Annotated in this window: 14 protein-coding genes; 9 read left to right on the forward strand and 5 right to left on the reverse strand. The window is 62.7% G+C overall.

Annotated elements, in window-relative coordinates:
• Nucleotides 1-12: 12 nt before the first annotated feature.
• Genes AB4N98_RS10280 through AB4N98_RS10315 form a run of 8 tightly spaced genes read left to right on the forward strand, consistent with a single transcriptional unit; the run spans nucleotide 13 to nucleotide 6512 of the window.
• Nucleotides 13-1260 (forward strand): NAD(P)/FAD-dependent oxidoreductase, encoded by a 1248-nt coding sequence (locus AB4N98_RS10280; RefSeq protein ID WP_017526509.1) that lies wholly within the window; start codon nucleotides 13-15, stop codon nucleotides 1258-1260.
• Nucleotides 1257-1991: a class I SAM-dependent methyltransferase gene (locus tag AB4N98_RS10285; RefSeq protein ID WP_460149409.1), complete on the forward strand. Its 735-nt coding sequence runs from the start codon at nucleotides 1257-1259 to the stop codon at nucleotides 1989-1991. Before AB4N98_RS10280 ends, AB4N98_RS10285 begins: the two co-directional genes overlap by 4 nt.
• The gene (locus tag AB4N98_RS10290; protein WP_017526511.1) at nucleotides 1988-2470 is read left to right on the forward strand and encodes a hypothetical protein; all 483 of its coding nucleotides are present in this window, start codon (nucleotides 1988-1990) and stop codon (nucleotides 2468-2470) included. Before AB4N98_RS10285 ends, AB4N98_RS10290 begins: the two co-directional genes overlap by 4 nt.
• Nucleotides 2467-3633, forward strand: coding sequence for a beta-ketoacyl-[acyl-carrier-protein] synthase family protein (locus AB4N98_RS10295; protein WP_017526512.1), 1167 nt, complete (start codon nucleotides 2467-2469; stop codon nucleotides 3631-3633). The genes AB4N98_RS10290 and AB4N98_RS10295 overlap by 4 nt, the downstream gene beginning before the upstream one ends.
• Complete coding sequence (locus AB4N98_RS10300; protein ID WP_017526513.1) at nucleotides 3630-4091, forward strand: hotdog family protein; 462 nt, start codon at nucleotides 3630-3632, stop codon at nucleotides 4089-4091. The genes AB4N98_RS10295 and AB4N98_RS10300 overlap by 4 nt, the downstream gene beginning before the upstream one ends.
• Nucleotides 4088-4816 (forward strand): 3-oxoacyl-ACP reductase FabG, encoded by a 729-nt coding sequence (gene fabG / locus AB4N98_RS10305; protein ID WP_017526514.1) that lies wholly within the window; start codon nucleotides 4088-4090, stop codon nucleotides 4814-4816. Before AB4N98_RS10300 ends, fabG begins: the two co-directional genes overlap by 4 nt.
• Complete coding sequence (locus tag AB4N98_RS10310; RefSeq protein ID WP_017526515.1) at nucleotides 4816-6042, forward strand: beta-ketoacyl-ACP synthase; 1227 nt, start codon at nucleotides 4816-4818, stop codon at nucleotides 6040-6042. Before fabG ends, AB4N98_RS10310 begins: the two co-directional genes overlap by 1 nt.
• A 26-nt stretch (nucleotides 6043-6068) precedes the next feature.
• Nucleotides 6069-6512 (forward strand): hypothetical protein, encoded by a 444-nt coding sequence (locus AB4N98_RS10315; RefSeq protein WP_065879484.1) that lies wholly within the window; start codon nucleotides 6069-6071, stop codon nucleotides 6510-6512.
• Between the two features lie 67 nt (nucleotides 6513-6579).
• Here AB4N98_RS10315 and AB4N98_RS10320 read toward each other — a convergent pair whose 3' ends face one another.
• Nucleotides 6580-7473 (reverse strand): LysR family transcriptional regulator, encoded by an 894-nt coding sequence (locus tag AB4N98_RS10320; RefSeq protein WP_017526517.1) that lies wholly within the window; start codon nucleotides 7471-7473, stop codon nucleotides 6580-6582.
• Between the two features lie 124 nt (nucleotides 7474-7597).
• Between AB4N98_RS10320 and AB4N98_RS10325 the strand changes: the two genes are divergently transcribed.
• Nucleotides 7598-8866 (forward strand): MFS transporter, encoded by a 1269-nt coding sequence (locus AB4N98_RS10325; RefSeq protein ID WP_065879485.1) that lies wholly within the window; start codon nucleotides 7598-7600, stop codon nucleotides 8864-8866.
• Between the two features lie 68 nt (nucleotides 8867-8934).
• Here the strand turns inward: AB4N98_RS10325 and hemE are convergent, their stop codons facing one another.
• The 4 genes from hemE to AB4N98_RS10345 form a co-directional block, all read right to left on the reverse strand.
• Complete coding sequence (gene hemE, locus AB4N98_RS10330) at nucleotides 8935-10002, reverse strand: uroporphyrinogen decarboxylase (RefSeq protein ID WP_017526519.1); 1068 nt, start codon at nucleotides 10000-10002, stop codon at nucleotides 8935-8937.
• A gap of 255 nt (nucleotides 10003-10257) precedes the next feature.
• The gene (locus tag AB4N98_RS10335; RefSeq protein ID WP_010213750.1) at nucleotides 10258-11676 is read right to left on the reverse strand and encodes an FAD-dependent oxidoreductase; all 1419 of its coding nucleotides are present in this window, start codon (nucleotides 11674-11676) and stop codon (nucleotides 10258-10260) included.
• Nucleotides 11677-11708: 32 nt separating this feature from the next.
• The gene (gene gltB, locus AB4N98_RS10340; RefSeq protein WP_460149410.1) at nucleotides 11709-16154 is read right to left on the reverse strand and encodes a glutamate synthase large subunit; all 4446 of its coding nucleotides are present in this window, start codon (nucleotides 16152-16154) and stop codon (nucleotides 11709-11711) included.
• A gap of 348 nt (nucleotides 16155-16502) precedes the next feature.
• Entirely contained in the window at nucleotides 16503-18059 is a 1557-nt protein-coding gene (locus AB4N98_RS10345) for an SPOR domain-containing protein (RefSeq protein WP_017526521.1), read from the reverse strand.
• Nucleotides 18060-18068: the final 9 nt, after the last annotated feature.

An 18068-nucleotide genomic window follows, 5' to 3' on the forward strand; every position in this document is an offset into this window, starting at 1 on the left:
CAAGGAGCCCTCGTGCCCATAGTTGAAATGGAACGTCGCCAAGTGGTGGTGATCGGCGCCGGCCCGTCCGGAGCCATCGCCGCCGCGCTGCTGAAACGCAAAGGGCATGACGTATTGATCATCGAGCGCCAGCATTTCCCGCGGTTCTCGATCGGCGAAAGCCTGCTGTCCCACTGCATCGACTTTATTGAAGAAGCCGGCATGCTTGATGCCGTGCAGGCCGCCGGTTTCCAAGTGAAAACCGGCGCCGCGTTCGCCTGGGGCGAGCGCTACAGCGCCTTTGACTTCAGCGACACCTTCAGCAACGGCAAGCCGACCACCTTCCAGGTGCAGCGCGGCGAATTCGACAAGTTGCTGGCCGACCAGGCCGCACAGCAGGGCGTGGAGATCCGCTACGGCGAAACCATCGTCGGCGTGGATTTCAAGGGCGAAACCCGTTACCTGCACGTGCGTCGCGAGAACGGCAGCGAGTACCACCTCAAAGCCAAGTTCGTGCTCGACGCCAGCGGTTATGGCCGCGTGCTGCCGCGCTTGCTGGACCTGGAGGCGCCGTCGAACTTCCCGGTACGCCAGGCGGTGTTCACCCATGTCGAAGACCGCATCGAACACCCCGGTTTCGACCGCACCAAGATCCTGATCACCACCCACCCGACCCAACGCGATATCTGGTTCTGGACCATCCCCTTCAGCAACGGCCGCTGCTCGGTGGGCGTGGTGGCGGCCAAGGAACATTTCGACGGCCGCGACGCCGACCTTGACGCTTGCCTGCGTGGTTTTATCGACGAAACCCCAAGCCTGTCCGGCGTGCTGCACAACGCCGTGTGGGATACGCCGGCGCGCACCATCGGCGGCTACTCGGCCAATGTCAAAGCGTTGCACGGCCCAGGCTTTGCCTTGTTGGGCAATGCTGCGGAGTTCCTCGACCCGGTATTTTCATCCGGCGTGACCATCGCCATGCGCTCGGCGAGCATGGCGGCCGGCCTGCTGGACCGTCAGCTCAAAGGCCAGACCGTGGACTGGCAAACCGAGTTCGCCGCCCCCTTGAAGCGCGGCGTCGACACCTTCCGTTGCTACGTCGAAGGCTGGTATGCGGGCACGTTCCAGGACGTGATCTTCCACCCGGACAGTTCGCCGGATATTCGCCGCATGATCAGCTCGATCCTCGCCGGTTATGCGTGGGACGAACGCAACCCGTTTGTCAGCGAACCCAAGCGACGGTTGCGGATGTTGTCGGAAATCTGTGCGAGTGAACCGGTATGAGCGCTCAATATTTGAGTAAAAACTACGTCGAAGAAACCCGATTCGGCTTCTGGTTCCTGCGCAGCCACACCTGGCAGCACCATGTGCTGCGCGTGGCGATCAATGACCTGCGCAGCTTGTTCACCGAGCCGCTGCCGGCAGCGCCGGTGCTGTTGGACGCCGGTTGCGGCCAGGGCAAGTCGTTTCAGTATTTGCAGCAGGTGTTCGCCCCCCAGCGCCTGATCGGCCTGGATGCCGACCCTCACAGCCTGGCACTGAGCAAGGCCGAAGCCGCACGCCAGGGCCTGGAAGTGGAGCTGATCGGCAGCGATTGCGCGACGCTCAACGTGCCAGATGCCAGCGTCGACCTCCTGTTCTGCCACCAGACTTTCCATCATCTGGTTGAACAGCATCGCGCCCTGCAAGAGTTTTATCGGGTACTCAAGCCGGGCGGCTATCTGCTGTTCGCCGAATCCACCGAGGCCTATATCGACACCTGGGTGATCCGCTGGCTGTTCCGCCACCCCATGCATGTGCAGAAAAGCGCCGAAGAGTACTTGGGGATGCTTCGCGAGCAGGGCTTTGAATTTGGCCCGCAGAACGTCTCGTACCCGTATTTGTGGTGGAGCCGCTCCACCGATTTCGGCCTGCTGGAGCGCTGGGGCCTGCGTAACCCGCCGCCGGTGGGCCAGCGGGAAGAAACCCTGGTCAACTGCGTGGCACGCAAACCCCTGGCGAGCGCCACGCCATGATGCGCAGCCTGCTGATCGCTTGCCTGTTGCTGCTGAGCGCCTGCGCCGGCCAACCGCCGTTGCCGGAAAAAACCCCGGCCTTGGCGCTGCCGATGCAACTGCATGTGCAGCGCCTGGCCGAGGGCCAGAGCCAAGACTGGCTGCTGGTGATCCAACGTGAGGACGGCGCGATCCGCTGGTCAATGATGGACCCGCTGGGCATCCCCCAGGCCCGGCAAAAACTGCTCAATGGGCAGTGGCAGGCCGACGGCCTGCTGCCGCCCAACCCCCAGGCGCGCGAATTGTTTGCCGCGCTGCTGTTTGCCCTGACCTCGGCGGATGACCTGCGCGCGCTCTACCCCGACGCCCAGGCGATGGACCTCACGCGTACGCTGCCGGGCCATTGGCAGATCGTGTATCAGTCGTCCGAAGTGTTCAGCGTGAACATGACCGGCCAGCCGTTGAGCTACCGCATCACACCGCTGGGTGCCGCGCGATGAGCGCCTACCTGAATGCCCTTGGGGTGATTTGCGCCCTCGGCCGGGGCCAGGCCGAAGTGAGCCGCAGCCTGTTTGCCGGCGATTGCTCCGGCATGCGCGCCGAAAGTGGCTGGGTGCCGGAACGCGTGTTGCCAGTGGCGGGCGTGCAGGGCGAGTTGGCGGCCATCCCGCTGGAGCTCGGCCAACAGAGCAGCCGCAATAACCAGTTGCTGCTGGAGGCGGCGTTGCAGGTCGAACAGCCGATTCGCCAGGCGATCCACACCTACGGCGCCTCGCGGGTCGGCATCGTGCTGGGCACCAGCACCTCGGGCATCGACGAAGCCAGCCGTGGCATCGCCGAGTACCTGCGCGATCGGCAATTCCCCGGCGACTACGACTATCAGCAACAGGAACTCAGCGCGCCGGCGAACTTCCTCGCCGACTGGCTGCAATTGAGCGGCCCGGCCTATGTGATTTCCACCGCTTGCACCTCCAGCGCCCGCGCGCTGCTAAGTGCCCAACGCCTGCTCGACCTTGGCGTATGCGATGCGGTGATCTGCGGCGGCGTGGACAGCCTGTGCAAGCTGACCCTCAATGGCTTCAGTGCGCTGGAAGCGGTGTCGAGTGAACGTTGCAACCCGTTTTCGGCGAACCGCGATGGCATCAATATCGGCGAAGCGGCGGTGCTGTTTCTGATGACCCGGGCACCGGGCCCCATCGCTCTGCTCGGCGGCGGCGCCAGCTGCGACGCCCACCATATTTCCGCGCCCGAGCCCACCGGCAAAGGCGCATTGCAGGCAATGCGCAAGGCCCTGGCCAGTGCAGGGCTTGTGCCCGAGCAGATCGGCTACCTGAACCTGCATGGCACCGCCACCCAGCACAACGACGCGATGGAAAGCCTGGCCGTCGCCAGCCTCTTCCCCGATGGCGTCGCCTGCTCATCGACCAAACCCATGAGCGGCCATACCCTGGGCGCGGCCGGCGCATTGGAAGCTGCCTTCTGCTGGCTGAGCCTGGCCCACGGCCGCGTGCCGCCCCACGTGTGGGACGGCCAGCCCGACCCCGCGCTGCCTGCCTTGCAATGGGCGCGCCGCGGCGACACCCTGGAAAAACCTTGCCTGATGAGCAATTCATTTGCCTTCGGCGGCAACAACATCAGCCTGATTATCGGAGAGGCCCCATGACCCACTGGCCACTCGCCGAACTGCTGCCTCACGCCGGCGACATGATTCTGATCGACCACGTGCTGTCGTTCGATGACGAGCAGATCCACACCCGCACCACCGTCAAGCCTGGCGGCCTGTTCAACCAGGCCGACGGCAGCCTGCCGGCGTGGGTCGGCGTTGAGTTGATGGCGCAAAGTGTCGCCGCCTACGCCGGTTGCCACGCACGTCAAAAGGGCGAAGCGGTGGAACTGGGGTTCCTGCTGGGCACACGTAAGTTTGAATGCAACGTGGCGCACTTCCCTGCCGGCGCCGAGTTGACCATCCACGGTTTGCGCTCCCTGGAAGACGACAACGGCATGGGTGTGTTCGAATGCCACCTTACCGGAATCGGCATCCAGGCCAGCGCCCGTTTGAACGTATTTCGACCGCCCCAGGCGGCCAACTATTTAGCTGAATCGAAGGACGAAACGCCATGACTGAATCCGTACTGGTCACCGGCTCCAGCCGTGGCATCGGCCGCGCCATCGCCCTGCGCCTGGCCCAGGCCGGGCATGACATCGTGCTGCATTGCCGCAGCGGCCGTGCCGAAGCCGACGCAGTACAGGTCGAAATCGAGGCCCTGGGACGCCGGGCGCGGGTGCTGCAATTCGACGTAGCGGACCGTACGGCCTGCAAGGCAATCCTTGAAGCCGATGTGGAGCAACACGGCGCCTACTATGGCGTGGTGCTCAACGCCGGCCTGACCCGCGACGGCGCGTTCCCGGCCTTGTCCGAAGACGATTGGGACGTCGTGATGCGCACCAACCTGGACGGCTTCTACAACGTGCTGCACCCGGTGATGATGCCGATGATCCGGCGCCGCGCCGCCGGGCGTATCGTGTGTATTACGTCGGTCTCGGGGCTGATCGGTAACCGTGGCCAGGTTAACTACAGTGCCTCCAAGGCCGGCCTGATCGGCGCCGCCAAGGCCTTGGCCATCGAACTGGGCAAGCGCAAGATCACCGTCAACTGCGTGGCACCGGGCTTGATCGATACCGCCATGCTGGATGAAAACGTACCGGTGGAAGAACTGATGAAGATGATCCCGGCGCAGCGCATGGGCACCCCGGAAGAAGTCGCCGGTGCGGTGAATTTCCTGATGTCGGCCGAAGCCGGCTATATCACTCGCCAGGTATTGGCCGTGAATGGGGGCCTGTGCTGATGAAACGCGTCGTCGTCACCGGCATGGCCGGCATGACCTCCCTGGGCGGTGACTGGGCCACCATCTCGGCCAACTTCCGCGCCAACCGCAGCGGCATCCGGCGCATGGACGAGTGGGATCGGTTCACCGAACTGAACACGCGCCTGGCCGGGCCGATTGATGATTTCGTGGTGCCGGCGCATTGGACGCGCAAGCAATTGCGCAGCATGGGCCGCGTCTCGCGCCTGGCGGTGTGGGCGGCGGAGCAGGCGCTGCAGGACGCCGGCCTGCTCGGTGACGAGTCGATCAAGGACGGGCGCATGGGTGTGGCCTGCGGCTCGTCCACCGGCAGCACCGACGAGATCAAGGCCTTCGGCAACATGCTGCTGAACTCCGTGGCCGAGGGGCTCAACGCCAACTCCTATGTGCGCATGATGCCGCACACCACCGCGGCGAATATCAGCATCTTTTTTGGCCTGACCGGGCGCCTGATCCCCACCTCCAGCGCCTGCACCAGCGGCAGCCAGGGCATCGGCTATGCCTACGAGGCGATCAAGTTCGGCCGCCTGCCGTTGATGCTCGCCGGCGGCGCCGAAGAGCTATGCCCCACCGAAGCCATGGTGTTCGACGCGCTTTACGCCACCAGCCTGAAAAACGACGCGCCGCAAACCAGCCCACGCCCATACGACAGCGGCCGCGACGGCCTGGTGATCGGCGAAGGCGGCGGCATGCTGGTGCTTGAAGAGTTGGAGCACGCCCTGGCGCGCGGTGCGCATATCCACGCAGAGATCGTCGGCTTCGGCAGCAACGCCGACGGCCAGCACACCACTCGCCCGGAACAGAAGACCATGCGCCGCGCCATGGAGCTGGCCCTGGAAGACGCCGGGCTGGCACCGTCCGCCATCGGCTACGTCAACGGCCACGGCACCGCCACCGATCAAGGCGACATCGCCGAAACCCAGGCCACCAGCAGCCTGTTCGGCCCGCGCATGCCCATCAGCTCGCAGAAAAGCTTCTTCGGCCACACCCTCGGGGCGTGCGGGGCGTTGGAGTCGTGGTTCAGCATCGAGATGATGAACAGCAACCAGTACGTGCACACCTTCAACCTGGACTCCGTCGACCCGCAATGCGGCGAGCTGGATTACCTGCAAGGTGAGTTTCGCGAGATGCATCACGACTACGTGATGAACAATAACTTTGCCTTTGGCGGCGTGAACACGTCGCTGATCTTCCGCCGCTGGTCCTGACTTTTTAATCGATTGGAGAATACGGAATGTCTTCCTTGCTACGCGCCACCCTGATCACCCTGGCCCTGCTGACCACTGCCGGCTGCACCAGCAAACCGGTGCTCAACACCCAGCACGACCTGCAGGCCGACACCCAGGTCAGCGAAGAAAAAATGAAGCAGGTCATCGTCAACGCCCTGCAAAAACGCGAATGGACCGTACAACGCCTGAGCCCGCAACTGGTGCAGGCCGAGATCACCGTGCGCAACCAGTATTACGCAGCCATCGACATCCGCTACACCCGTAACAGCTACGCCATCACCTACCGCGACAGCCGCGCGCTGGGCTACAAGGACGGCAAGATCCACCGCAACTACAACCGCTGGGTGAACAACCTGGACAGCGACATCATGGCGGGCTTGCGCAACGGTGGCGTGAATGAATCGGGCTCGGCGGCACAGTTGTTCGAGCAGACGGGTACCTCCAAGTAGAACCGACGCGCTCTGTTCTTCAGCAACGACAAAGGGCGCCTTTCGGCGCCCTCTTCCCTGCCAGTGCCTACACCAGCGCCTTACGCGTCAGCAGCTCCACAAACGCCGCAGCCATGGGCGTCTGCGCACCCTTGCGCTGCACCAGCCACACCGACGTCACCGCCTCCGGGTCGAGCAAGGTGCGATACACCACACCATCAATGCGAATGCGCTGGTAAGACGCCGGCAACACCGAAACTCCCAGCCCTGCGGCCACCAGGCCGATGATGGTCATCGCCTCTCCCGCTTCCTGGGCGACGTGTGGGCTGAAGCCGGCGTCGCGGCACAGGCTGAGCAGTTGGGCATACAAGCCACTACCGTAACTGCGTGGGAAAAACACAAATGGCTCGTCAGCCAGTTGCGTCAGATGCAAGCCACGCTCGCTGCCTTGCGCCAATGGGTGGCCTGCGTTCAATACCGCGACCAGCGGCTCACGCATCAGCTCGACAACACTCAACGAGTCCGCCAACGGCAACGGCCGCATCAGCCCCACCTGGATCGACTCATCCAGCAGCGACTCGGCCACTTCGGTGCTGCTCATTTCCTGCAAGTTCAGGTGTACCGCCGGGAAGGCCTGGCGAAACGCAAAGATCGCCTGGGGAATGCTGGAATTGAACGGCGCCGACGACGTGAAGCCGATCTTCAATTCCCCCAGTTCGCCCAATTGCGCACGCCGGGCCACGTCAGCCGCCTTGTCCACCTGCGCCAGCACTAATCGCGCTTCGTGCAGGAACAGCCGTCCCGCCTCGCTCAGCTCGACCCGACGATTGGTACGCTCGAATAACCGTGCGCCCACCTCCTGCTCCAGCGCCTGGATCTGCTGGCTCAGCGGCGGTTGCGAGATGCCCAGCACCTGCGCCGCTCGACCAAAGTGCAGCTCTTCGGCGACGGCGATGAAGTACCGCAGATGACGCAATTCCATGCCCACCTCATTAGGTCGTAAAAGCTATCAAACAGGTCGAACAATATATTGGAAAGAATCATTAGCCAGCTATATTCTTTTTTGCATTGCCTGCCCTGGCAGACCATTGCTCAACGAGGCCCCTGTGAAATCTGCTGTCGCGCCACTCGCTCACGAAGTACCGCCCACCGCCCTGGATGAAGGGGTGGCTCAACCGAGCGACGCCTACATCGAAAAAGGCACGCCGATGTTCATGCGTACGGTGCTGGCGCTGTTCTGCGGCGGTTTCGCCACGTTTGCCCTGCTGTATTGCGTGCAACCGATGATGCCGGCGCTGTCCCACGAGTTTTCCATCAATGCGGCGCAAAGCAGTCTGATTCTGTCGGTCGCCACCGCGATGCTTGCCCTGGGCCTACTGATCACCGGGCCGATTTCCGACACCCTGGGACGTAAACCGGTGATGGTGGCTGCATTGTTCTGCGCGGCGCTGGCCACGATTGCCAGCGGTCTGATGCCATCCTGGGAAGGGATCTTGCTGATGCGTGCGCTGGTCGGGCTATCGTTGAGCGGCTTGGCCGCCGTTGCCATGACCTACCTGAGCGAAGAGATCCACCCACACCACATTGGCCTGGCCATGGGCCTTTACATCGGCGGCAATGCGATAGGCGGGATGAGCGGGCGCTTGATGATCGGCGTATTGATCGACTTCGTCAGCTGGCACACCGCGATGCTGATCATCGGCGCCCTGGCGCTGATTGCGGCCACGGTGTTCTGGAAGATCCTCCCCGAATCGCGCAACTTCCGCGCCAGCAGCCTCAAGCCGCGCAGCCTGGTTGACGGCTTTGTCATGCACTTCAAGGACGCCGGCCTGCCATGGTTGTTTCTGGAAGCCTTCCTGTTGATGGGTGCCTTCGTGACGATGTTCAACTACATCGGCTATCGCCTGCTGGCCGATCCCTACGACCTGAGCCAGGCGGTGGTCGGCCTGCTGTCGTTGGTGTACCTCTCGGGTATCTACAGCTCGGCGAAAATCGGCTCGCTGGCCGACCGCCTCGGCCGCCGACGCGTGCTGTGGGCCACCATCGTGTTGATGCTCGGCGGAATGACGTTAACCCTCTTCACGCCATTGTGGCTGGTGGTGCCGGGCATGTTGGTCTTCACCTTCGGCTTCTTCGGCGCCCACTCGGTGGCCAGCAGTTGGATCGGCCGCCGCGCGGTCAAGGCCAAGGGGCAAGCGTCCTCGCTGTACCTGTTCAGCTATTACGCCGGCTCCAGCGTCGCGGGCACCACGGGCGGTTTTTTCTGGCACCTTGCCGGGTGGAACGGGATCGGCGCGTTTATCGTGGCGTTGTTGATCGGCGCGCTGCTGGTGGCATTGAAGTTGGCGAAGCTGCCGCCGTTGGGGCATGTCTGAAGGTTTCTGGCTATTAATGTGGGAGGGGCGAATCGTCGCACCGCCCCTCCCACATTTTGGTTTGCGTTTTATTCGTGGTATTGCGCGGACAGTTCATGCACCGCCTGCAGGAACGCGCCCGCGTGCTCCGGGTTCACTTCCGGCGTGATGCCATGACCCAGGTTGAACACATGCCCGCTGCCCTTGCCATAGCTGGCCAGGATGCGGCCGACTTCGGCGCGGATCGCTTCCGGCTTGGCGTACAGCACCGTCGGGTCCATGTTGCCTTGCAGCGCAACCTGGTTGCCGACGCGACGGCGGGCTTCGCCGAGGTCGCAGGTCCAGTCCAGACCCAGGGCATCGGCACCGGCGTCTGCAATGCTCTCCAACCATAGGCCGCCGCCTTTGGTGAACATGATTACCGGCACTTTGCGGCCTTCGTGTTCGCGGATCAGGCCGCCGACGATCTTGCGCATGTAGGCCAGGGAGAATTCCTGGTATGCCGCCGCCGACAGGTTGCCGCCCCAGGTGTCGAAAATCTGCACCGCTTGCGCGCCGGCCATGATCTGGCCGTTGAGGTAGGAGGTCACCGACTGCGCCAGCTTATCCAGCAGCAGGTGCATGGCCTGCGGGTTGTCGTAGAGCATGGCCTTGGTTTTGCGGAAGTCTTTCGACGAGCCGCCTTCGACCATGTAGGTGGCCAGGGTCCAGGGGCTGCCGGAGAAGCCGATCAGCGGCACGCGGCCGTTCAGTTCGCGGCGGATGGTGCTTACGGCGTCCATCACGTAGCCGAGGTCTTTGTGCGGATCGGGGATCGGCAGGGCTTCGATATCGGCCAGGGTGCTGACGACCTTCTTGAAACGCGGGCCTTCGCCGGTTTCAAAATACAGGCCCTGGCCCATGGCGTCGGGGATGGTGAGGATGTCGGAGAACAGGATGGCCGCGTCCAGTTGTGGGTAGCGGTCCAGCGGCTGCAGGGTGACTTCGCAGGCGAATTCCGGGTTCATGCACAGGCTCATGAAGTCGCCGGCGTGGGCGCGACTGGCGCGGTATTCCGGCAGGTAGCGACCGGCTTGACGCATCATCCACACCGGAGTGACGTCTACAGGCTGCTTGAGCAGGGCACGAAGGAAACGGTCGTTCTTGAGGGCAGTCATGTCGGCATCCGCAAAAAAAGTGCGGGCATTTTCTCAGAGCGCGACGCAAAAGGCACGGAGTGAGCCGTGCCTTTTGTCTATCGGGTTGATTTACGACAATATCTTGAACCTGCGCAAATCAAATGTGGGAGGGGCGGTGCGACGATTCGGCTTGCCCCGATTGCAGTGTGTCAGTCTGAGTATCTTTAACTGAACCACCGCTACCGGGGGCAAGCCCCCTCCCACATTTTGGCCATATTTCAAAGGTGAAATGGGTCAGACCTGAAGATAGTCCAGGATGCCTTCGGCGGCGTTGCGGCCTTCGAAGATCGCCGTTACTACCAGGTCAGAGCCGCGCACCATATCGCCACCCGCAAAAATCTTCGGGTTGCTGGTCTGGTGCTTGTACTGGCCTTGTTCCGGGGCGACGACGCGGCCCTGGCTGTCGGTCTGGATCTGGAACTGCTCGAACCAGGGCGCCGGGCTTGGGCGGAAACCGAAGGCGATGACCACGGCGTCGGCCGGGATGATCTCTTCGGAACCCGGGATCGGCTCGGGGCTGCGGCGGCCACGGGCGTCCGGTTCGCCGAGACGGGTCTCGACCACCTTCACGCCTTCGACACGGTCTTCACCGACAATCGCGATCGGCTGGCGGTTGTAGAGGAATTTCACGCCTTCTTCCTTGGCGTTCTTCACCTCTTTGCGCGAGCCGGGCATGTTGGCTTCGTCACGGCGATACGCGCAGGTCACCGACTTGGCGCCCTGGCGGATCGAGGTGCGGTTGCAGTCCATCGCGGTGTCGCCACCGCCCAGCACCACGACCTTCTTGCCCTTCATGTCGACGAAATCTTCCGGCGACTTTTCAAAGCCCAGGTTGCGGTTGACGTTGGCGATCAGGAAGTCGAGCGCGTCATACACGCCCGGCAGGTCCTCACCGGCAAAGCCGCCCTTCATGTAGGTGTAGGTGCCCATGCCCATGAACACCGCATCGTATTCTTCGAGCAGTTGCTCCATGGTCACGTCTTTGCCGATCTCGGTGTTCAGGCGGAACTCGATACCCATGCCGGTGAACACTTCACGACGGTTGCTCAACACGGTTTTTTCCAGCTTGAACTCTGGGATACCGAAGGTCAGCAGGCCGCCGATTTCCGGGTTCTTGTCGAACACCACCGGGGTCACGCCGCCACGCACCAGTACGTCGGCACAACCCAGGCCGGCAGGGCCCGCGCCGATGATCGCCACGCGCTTGCCGGTCGGCTTGACCTTGGACATGTCCGGGCGCCAGCCCATGGCGAAGGCTGTGTCGGTGATGTACTTCTCCACCGAACCGATGGTCACCGCGCCGAAGCCGTCGTTGAGGGTGCACGCGCCCTCGCACAGACGGTCCTGCGGGCACACCCGGCCGCAGACTTCCGGCAGGGTGTTGGTCTGGTGCGACAGCTCGGCGGCGGCGAGGATGTTGCCCTCGGCCACCAGCTTCAGCCAGTTGGGAATGAAGTTGTGCACCGGGCACTTCCATTCGCAATACGGGTTACCGCACCCCAGGCAGCGGTGGGCCTGGTCGGCCGAGTGCTGGGGTTTGAAGGGTTCGTAGATTTCCACGAACTCTTTCTTGCGTTGACGCAACAGTTTCTTCTTCGGATCTTTGCGCCCGACATCGATGAACTGGAAGTCGTTATTCAGACGTTCAGCCATGTTAAAACCTCATCAAACTCTTCAGGCGCATATCACTGCGGGTTGGCACGGATGCTGGAAAGCAACGATTTCAGGTTGGCAGCCTTGGGCTTGACCAGCCAGAAACGACGCAGGTAATCATCGAGGTTTTCGGCGAGGTTACGACCCCATTCGCTGCCGGTTTCCTCGACGTATTCATCCAGCACGTGCTGCAAGTGGTTGCGATAGGATTCCATGGCTTCGCCGCTGATGCGCTGGATCTCGACCAACTCGTGGTTGACCTTGTCGACGAAGGTGTTGTCCTGGTCGAGCACGTAGGCGAAACCGCCGGTCATGCCCGAACCGAAGTTGTAACCGGTCTTGCCCAATACCGCGACAAAGCCACCGGTCATGTACTCGCAGCAGTGATCGCCTGTGCCTTCCACCACGGTGTGGGCACCGGAGTTACGCACGGCGAAACGCTCGCCGGCGGTGCCTGCGGCGAAGAGCTTGCCACCGGTGGCGCCGTACAAGCAGGTGTTGCCGATGATGGCGCTGTCCTGGGTCTTGTAAACGCTGCCTTTAGGCGGAACGATCACCAGCTTGCCGCCGGTCATGCCCTTGCCCACGTAGTCGTTGGCGTCGCCTTCCAGGTACATGTGCAGGCCGCCGGCGTTCCACACGCCGAAGCTCTGGCCCGCAGTGCCCTTGAAGCGAAAGGTGACTGGCGCCTTCGCCATGCCCTGGTTGCCGTGCTTGCGTGCGATTTCGCCGGAGATGCGTGCGCCGATGGAACGGTCGCAGTTGCAGATATCCAGGGCGAATTCGCCACCGCTGGCGTCGTTGATCGAGGAACCGGCCATCGCGACCATCTGCTCGGCCAGCAGGCCTTTGTCGAACGGCGGGTTGCGTTCCACGCCGCAGAACTGTGGCTTGTCGGCCGGGATGTGATCACTGCCCAACAACGGCGTCAGGTCCAGGTGGTGCTGCTTGGCGGTCTGGCCCTGGAGGATCTCCAGCAGGTCGGTGCGACCGATCAGCTCTTCGAGGGAACGCACGCCCAGCTTGGCCAGCCACTCACGGGTTTCTTCGGCGACGTAGGTGAAGAAATTCACCACCATGTCGACGGTGCCGATGTAGTGATCCTTGCGCAGTTTTTCGTTCTGCGTCGCCACGCCGGTGGCGCAGTTGTTCAAGTGGCAGATGCGCAGGTATTTGCAGCCCAGGGCGATCATGGGCGCCGTGCCGAAGCCGAAGCTCTCGGCACCGAGAATCGCGGCCTTGATCACGTCCAGGCCGGTTTTCAGGCCGCCGTCGGTCTGTACCCGCACCTTGCCGCGCAGGTCGTTGCCGCGCAGGGTCTGGTGGGTTTCCGCCAGGCCGAGTTCCCATGGCGCACCGGCGTATTTGATGGAGGTCAGCGGCGAAGCGCCGGTGCCGCCGTCGTAGCCGGAGATGGTGATCAGGTCGGCATACGCCTTGGCCACGCCGGCGGCGATAGTGCCCACGCCGGCTTCCGCCACCAGTTTCACCGAGACCAGGGCCTGCGGGTTGACTTGCTTGAGGTCGAAAATCAGCTGCGACAAGTCTTCAATCGAATAGATATCGTGGTGCGGCGGTGGCGAAATCAGAGTCACGCCCGGCACTGCATAACGCAGCTTGGCGATCAGGCCGTTGACCTTGCCGCCCGGCAGCTGGCCGCCCTCACCGGGCTTGGCGCCCTGAGCCACCTTGATCTGCAGCACTTCGGCGTTGACCAGGTATTCCGGGGTCACGCCGAAACGGCCGGTGGCGACCTGCTTGATTTTCGAGCTTTTGATGGTGCCGTAGCGCGCCGGGTCTTCGCCGCCTTCGCCGGAGTTGGAACGCGCACCCAGGCGGTTCATGGCTTCGGCCAGGGCTTCGTGCGCCTCAGGCGACAAGGCGCCGAGGGAAATACCGGCGGAGTCGAAGCGCTTGAGGATCGATTCCAGCGGTTCGATTTCGCTGATGGCCAACGGTGTGTCCAGGGTCTTCACCTTGAACAGGTCGCGGATCATCGACACCGGGCGGTTATCCACCAGCGCGGTGTATTCCTTGAACTTGGCGTAGTCGCCCTGCTGCACGGCGGCTTGCAGGGTGCTGACCACGTCCGGGTTGTACGCGTGGTATTCGCCACCGTGCACGAACTTGAGCAGGCCGCCTTGCTGGATCGGCTTGCGCGCGCTCCAGGCTTCGGCCGCCAGCGCTTTCTGTTCGGCTTCGATGTCGACGAAACGCGCGCCTTTGATACGGCTTGGCACGCCACGGAAGCTCAGGTCGCAGACTTCTTCGGACAGGCCGATGGCTTCGAACAGTTGAGCGCCGCGATACGACGTGACGGTGGAGATGCCCATCTTCGACAGAATCTTCAGCAGGCCCTTGGTGATGCCCTTGCGGTAGTTCTTGAACACCTCGTAGAGATCGCCCAGTACTTCACCGGTACGGATCAGGTCACCCAGCACTTCATAGGCGAGGAACGGGTACACCGCCGAAGCGCCGAAGCCGATCAGCACCGCAAAGTGGTGCGGATCGCGAGCGGTGGCGGTCTCGACGAGGATGTTGGAGTCGCAACGCAGGCCTTTTTCGGTCAGGCGATGGTGCACGGCGCCGGTGGCGAGCGAGGCGTGGATCGGCAGCTTGCCCGGCGCGATGTGGCGGTCGGTCAACACGATCTGGGTGCGGCCGGCGCGCACAGCTTCTTCGGCCTGGTCGGCGACGTTGCGCACCGCGGCTTCAAGGCCGAGGCTCTCGTCGTAGTTCAGGTCGATGATCTGGCGGTCGAAGCCCGGGCGATCCAGGGTCATCAGCGAGCGCCACTTGGCCGGGGAAACGACCGGCGAGCTGAGGATCACGCGGGAGGCATGCTCAGGCGATTCCTGGAAGATATTGCGCTCGGCACCGAGGCACACTTCCAGGGACATCACGATGGCTTCGCGCAGCGGGTCGATCGGTGGGTTGGTGACCTGGGCGAACTGCTGGCGGAAGTAGTCGTACGGCGTGCGCACGCGCTGGGACAGCACGGCCATCGGCGTATCGTCGCCCATGGAGCCGACGGCCTCGTAGCCTTGCTCACCGAGCGGGCGCAGCACTTGGTCGCGCTCTTCGAACGTGACCTGATACATCTTCATGTACTGCTTGAGCTGGTCGATGTCATAGAAGGCCGAACCGTGGTCGTTGTCTTCCATGGTCGCCTGGATACGCAGGGCGTTCTTGCGCAGCCATTGCTTGTACGGGTGACGGGACTTCAGGCGGTTGTCGATGGCGTCGGTGTCGAGGATCTGCCCGGTTTCGGTGTCCACGGCCAGGATCTGCCCAGGGCCGACACGGCCTTTGGCGATCACGTCTTCGGGCTGGTAGTTCCACACGCCGATTTCCGACGCGAGGGTGATGAAACCGTTGGTGGTGGTGACCCAGCGCGCCGGGCGCAGACCGTTGCGGTCGAGCAGGCACACCGCGTAGCGACCGTCGGTCATGACCACGCCGGCCGGGCCGTCCCACGGCTCCATGTGCATCGAGTTGTACTCATAGAACGCACGCAGGTCCGGGTCCATGGTCTCGACGTTCTGCCACGCAGGCGGAATGATCATGCGCACGCCACGGAACAGGTCGATGCCGCCGGTGACCATCAATTCGAGCATGTTGTCCATGCTGGAGGAGTCCGAACCCACGCGATTGACCAGCGGGCCGAGCTCTTCGAGGTCCATCAGATCGTTGGCGAACTTGGTGCGACGGGCCACGGCCCAGTTGCGGTTGCCGGTAATGGTATTGATCTCGCCGTTGTGGGCGAGGAAGCGGAATGGCTGGGCCAGCGGCCATTTCGGCAGGGTGTTGGTGGAGAAGCGCTGGTGGAACACGCAGATCGCGGTTTGCAGGCGCTCATCGCTCAGGTCCGGATAGAAGGCGGTGAGGTCCGCCGGCATCATCAGGCCTTTATAAATGATGGTCTTGTGGGAAAAGCTGCAGATGTAGTGGTCGGTGTCCGCGGCGTTGGCCACGGACGAGCGACGGCGCGATGTAAACAGCTTGATCGCCATGTCCTGGTCGCTCAGGCCGTCGCCTGCGATGAACACCTGTTCGATCTGCGGCAGGCGCTCCAAGGCCAGGCGGCCGAGCACGCTGGTGTCGATCGGCACTTTGCGCCAGCCGACGAGTTGCAGGCCGGCTGCGACGATTTCGCGGTTCATGTTCTCGCGAGCGGCTTCGGCTTTGACCGGGTCCTGGTTGAAAAACACCATGCCCACGGCGTACTGCTTGGGCAGGTCGACCGCGAAATGCTCTTTGGCGACAGCGCGCAGGAACTGGTCGGGCTTTTGAATCAGCAAGCCACAACCGTCACCGGTCTTGCCGTCGGCGTTGATCCCACCACGGTGGGTCATGCAGGTCAGGGCCTCGATGGCCGTTTGCAAAAGGGTATGACTGGGCTCGCCCTGCATATGGGCTATCAGGCCGAAACCGCAGTTATCCTTGAATTCATCGGGTTGGTACAGACCTGCTTTCATAGACACTTTCTCACCAGGCTGCCTCTTTTACCGAGGCAAATTTCTTTTCAATTCAACCGGTTACCTTCCACGCCGAACGTACGCCGGCTTAGCGGGGGCAAAAGGGAGGTCATTGTACACACCGACACAGACGCTCACAAATTTAGCGACGAAATGTCGCAAATCTATGTCGCATTTATGAAAGGTTTAAAGCGATATGCTGTGCTAGTCAAAACTTTTTTAATTCTGACCGCTACGACTCAAAAGCTACATGCGCAGACACCACAAAGCGCGCGGCCTTCAGGGCTGCACGCTGTTGTAGTTTTTTTGAGGTGCCGGGAGGGCGACCTGGGTAAGGTCGCCGGATCTTCAGCGAGTTGTTGCCAGTTCTTGTTGAACGCTGGCAACAGTGCGAGGCCAAGGTTTACCAGCCTGAACCTTCGCTGGCAAGGTTTTGATCGCAGAATCAGCTGCGGCACGGCTTGCGAAGTTGCCGTAGGTGATCACGTAGAGAGGCTTGCCGTTGAGCACTTTCTTGAAATAACGGTACTCGCCCCCCTGCTCCTTCACGAACGCCTGGGCGTTGGCTTCGGAGCTGGTGCCGAGGATCTGCACCACAAAATTCCCGGTAGGCTGGCTGGCGTACCAACTGCTGCCGGCCGCACCGGCCTTGGCCACGGTGGCCGGTTTTTCAGCCGGCTTGGTCACAGGCGCTGGCTTGGCGGCTGGAGCAGGCGCGACAGGCTTGGTCACAGGTGCGGGCTTGGCGGTAGCAACGGTAGGCGCAGGTGTTGGCACTGGCTTGGCGGCCGGCTGACCCGCCGGCACGCCCGCAGGTGGTGCGGTGGTGGTCACCGTCGGTGGGGTAGCGCTGGAACCTTCCACAGGCACGCCGTCGTCGCCTTCGGAGATACCGCCGGCTTCTTCGGCGAGCGGGCCGCGCATTACAGGCTGGCCGACCATCGGCAGGTTGGTCGGCTGGCCGGAGTTGGCGAACTCGACATTCGGCGTGGGTTTACCCAGTGGCAGTTGCGCCTGTTCAGCCGGGGCGCCGGCCGTGGTGGGTGCCTTACTGCGGCCTGGGATCAACCAGGCGGCCGCAACAGCGACCACGACAACAGCGGAAATCGCCAATACGTGCTTCTTAGGCATAGTGAACCCCATCTTTGGACGCTTGACCGCTGAGCGGCTGGCAATCATGGCTTCGATCATGGCATCGCGGGCAACCTGGTTGATGGTGCCAGGCCAGCCGCCTGCGCTTTCGTGAATATCAGAGATCTGTTGAGCGGAGAAAAGTTCGATACCCGCCCCTGCGCCTTCGAGGCGTTGAGCCAGGTATTCGCGGGTTTCTTCCTCTTCGTAGGGCTGTAATTCGATGACGTGGAACAGTTCTTGATCGCCACTGATCTGCTCCAGATCGGCGATGAGCGACGACTCACCAAACAGGAACACATGGGGGCGGCCTTCCGGCGTACCCGCCGCCAGCGCCAGCAGCGCTTCCAGGGCTGATTCATCGAGCTGCTCGGCGTCATCCACCAGCAGGTAGACTTCCTGGCCGGTGAGACCCAACTGCACCACTTGCTTGAGGATCGCGTTCGGTTCGGCAGTAGACACGTCCAGGGCTTGTGCCACTTGGCGCAGCACGCCCGCCGCATCCCCGGCACCACGGGCCGACACCACCAGGCTTTGGACCGATTGCTTATTGGTGCTCGCCACCAGGGCCTGGCGCAACAGCGTCTTGCCGCTGCCCAACGGGCCCGTCACCACCAACAGCAACTGGCTGTAGCGTGCGAGGTGATGCAACTGCCCCAGCACCGGCTTGCGCTGGGCCGGGAAAAATTTGAAACCAGGCACCCGTGGCGCAAAAGGGTCATGGCTGAGGTGGTAATGGCCGAGGAACGCCTCGTCGGCATGCAAACTAGTCATCGCGATCTT

It is taken from the genome of Pseudomonas sp. S3_E10 (genome assembly GCF_054667615.1).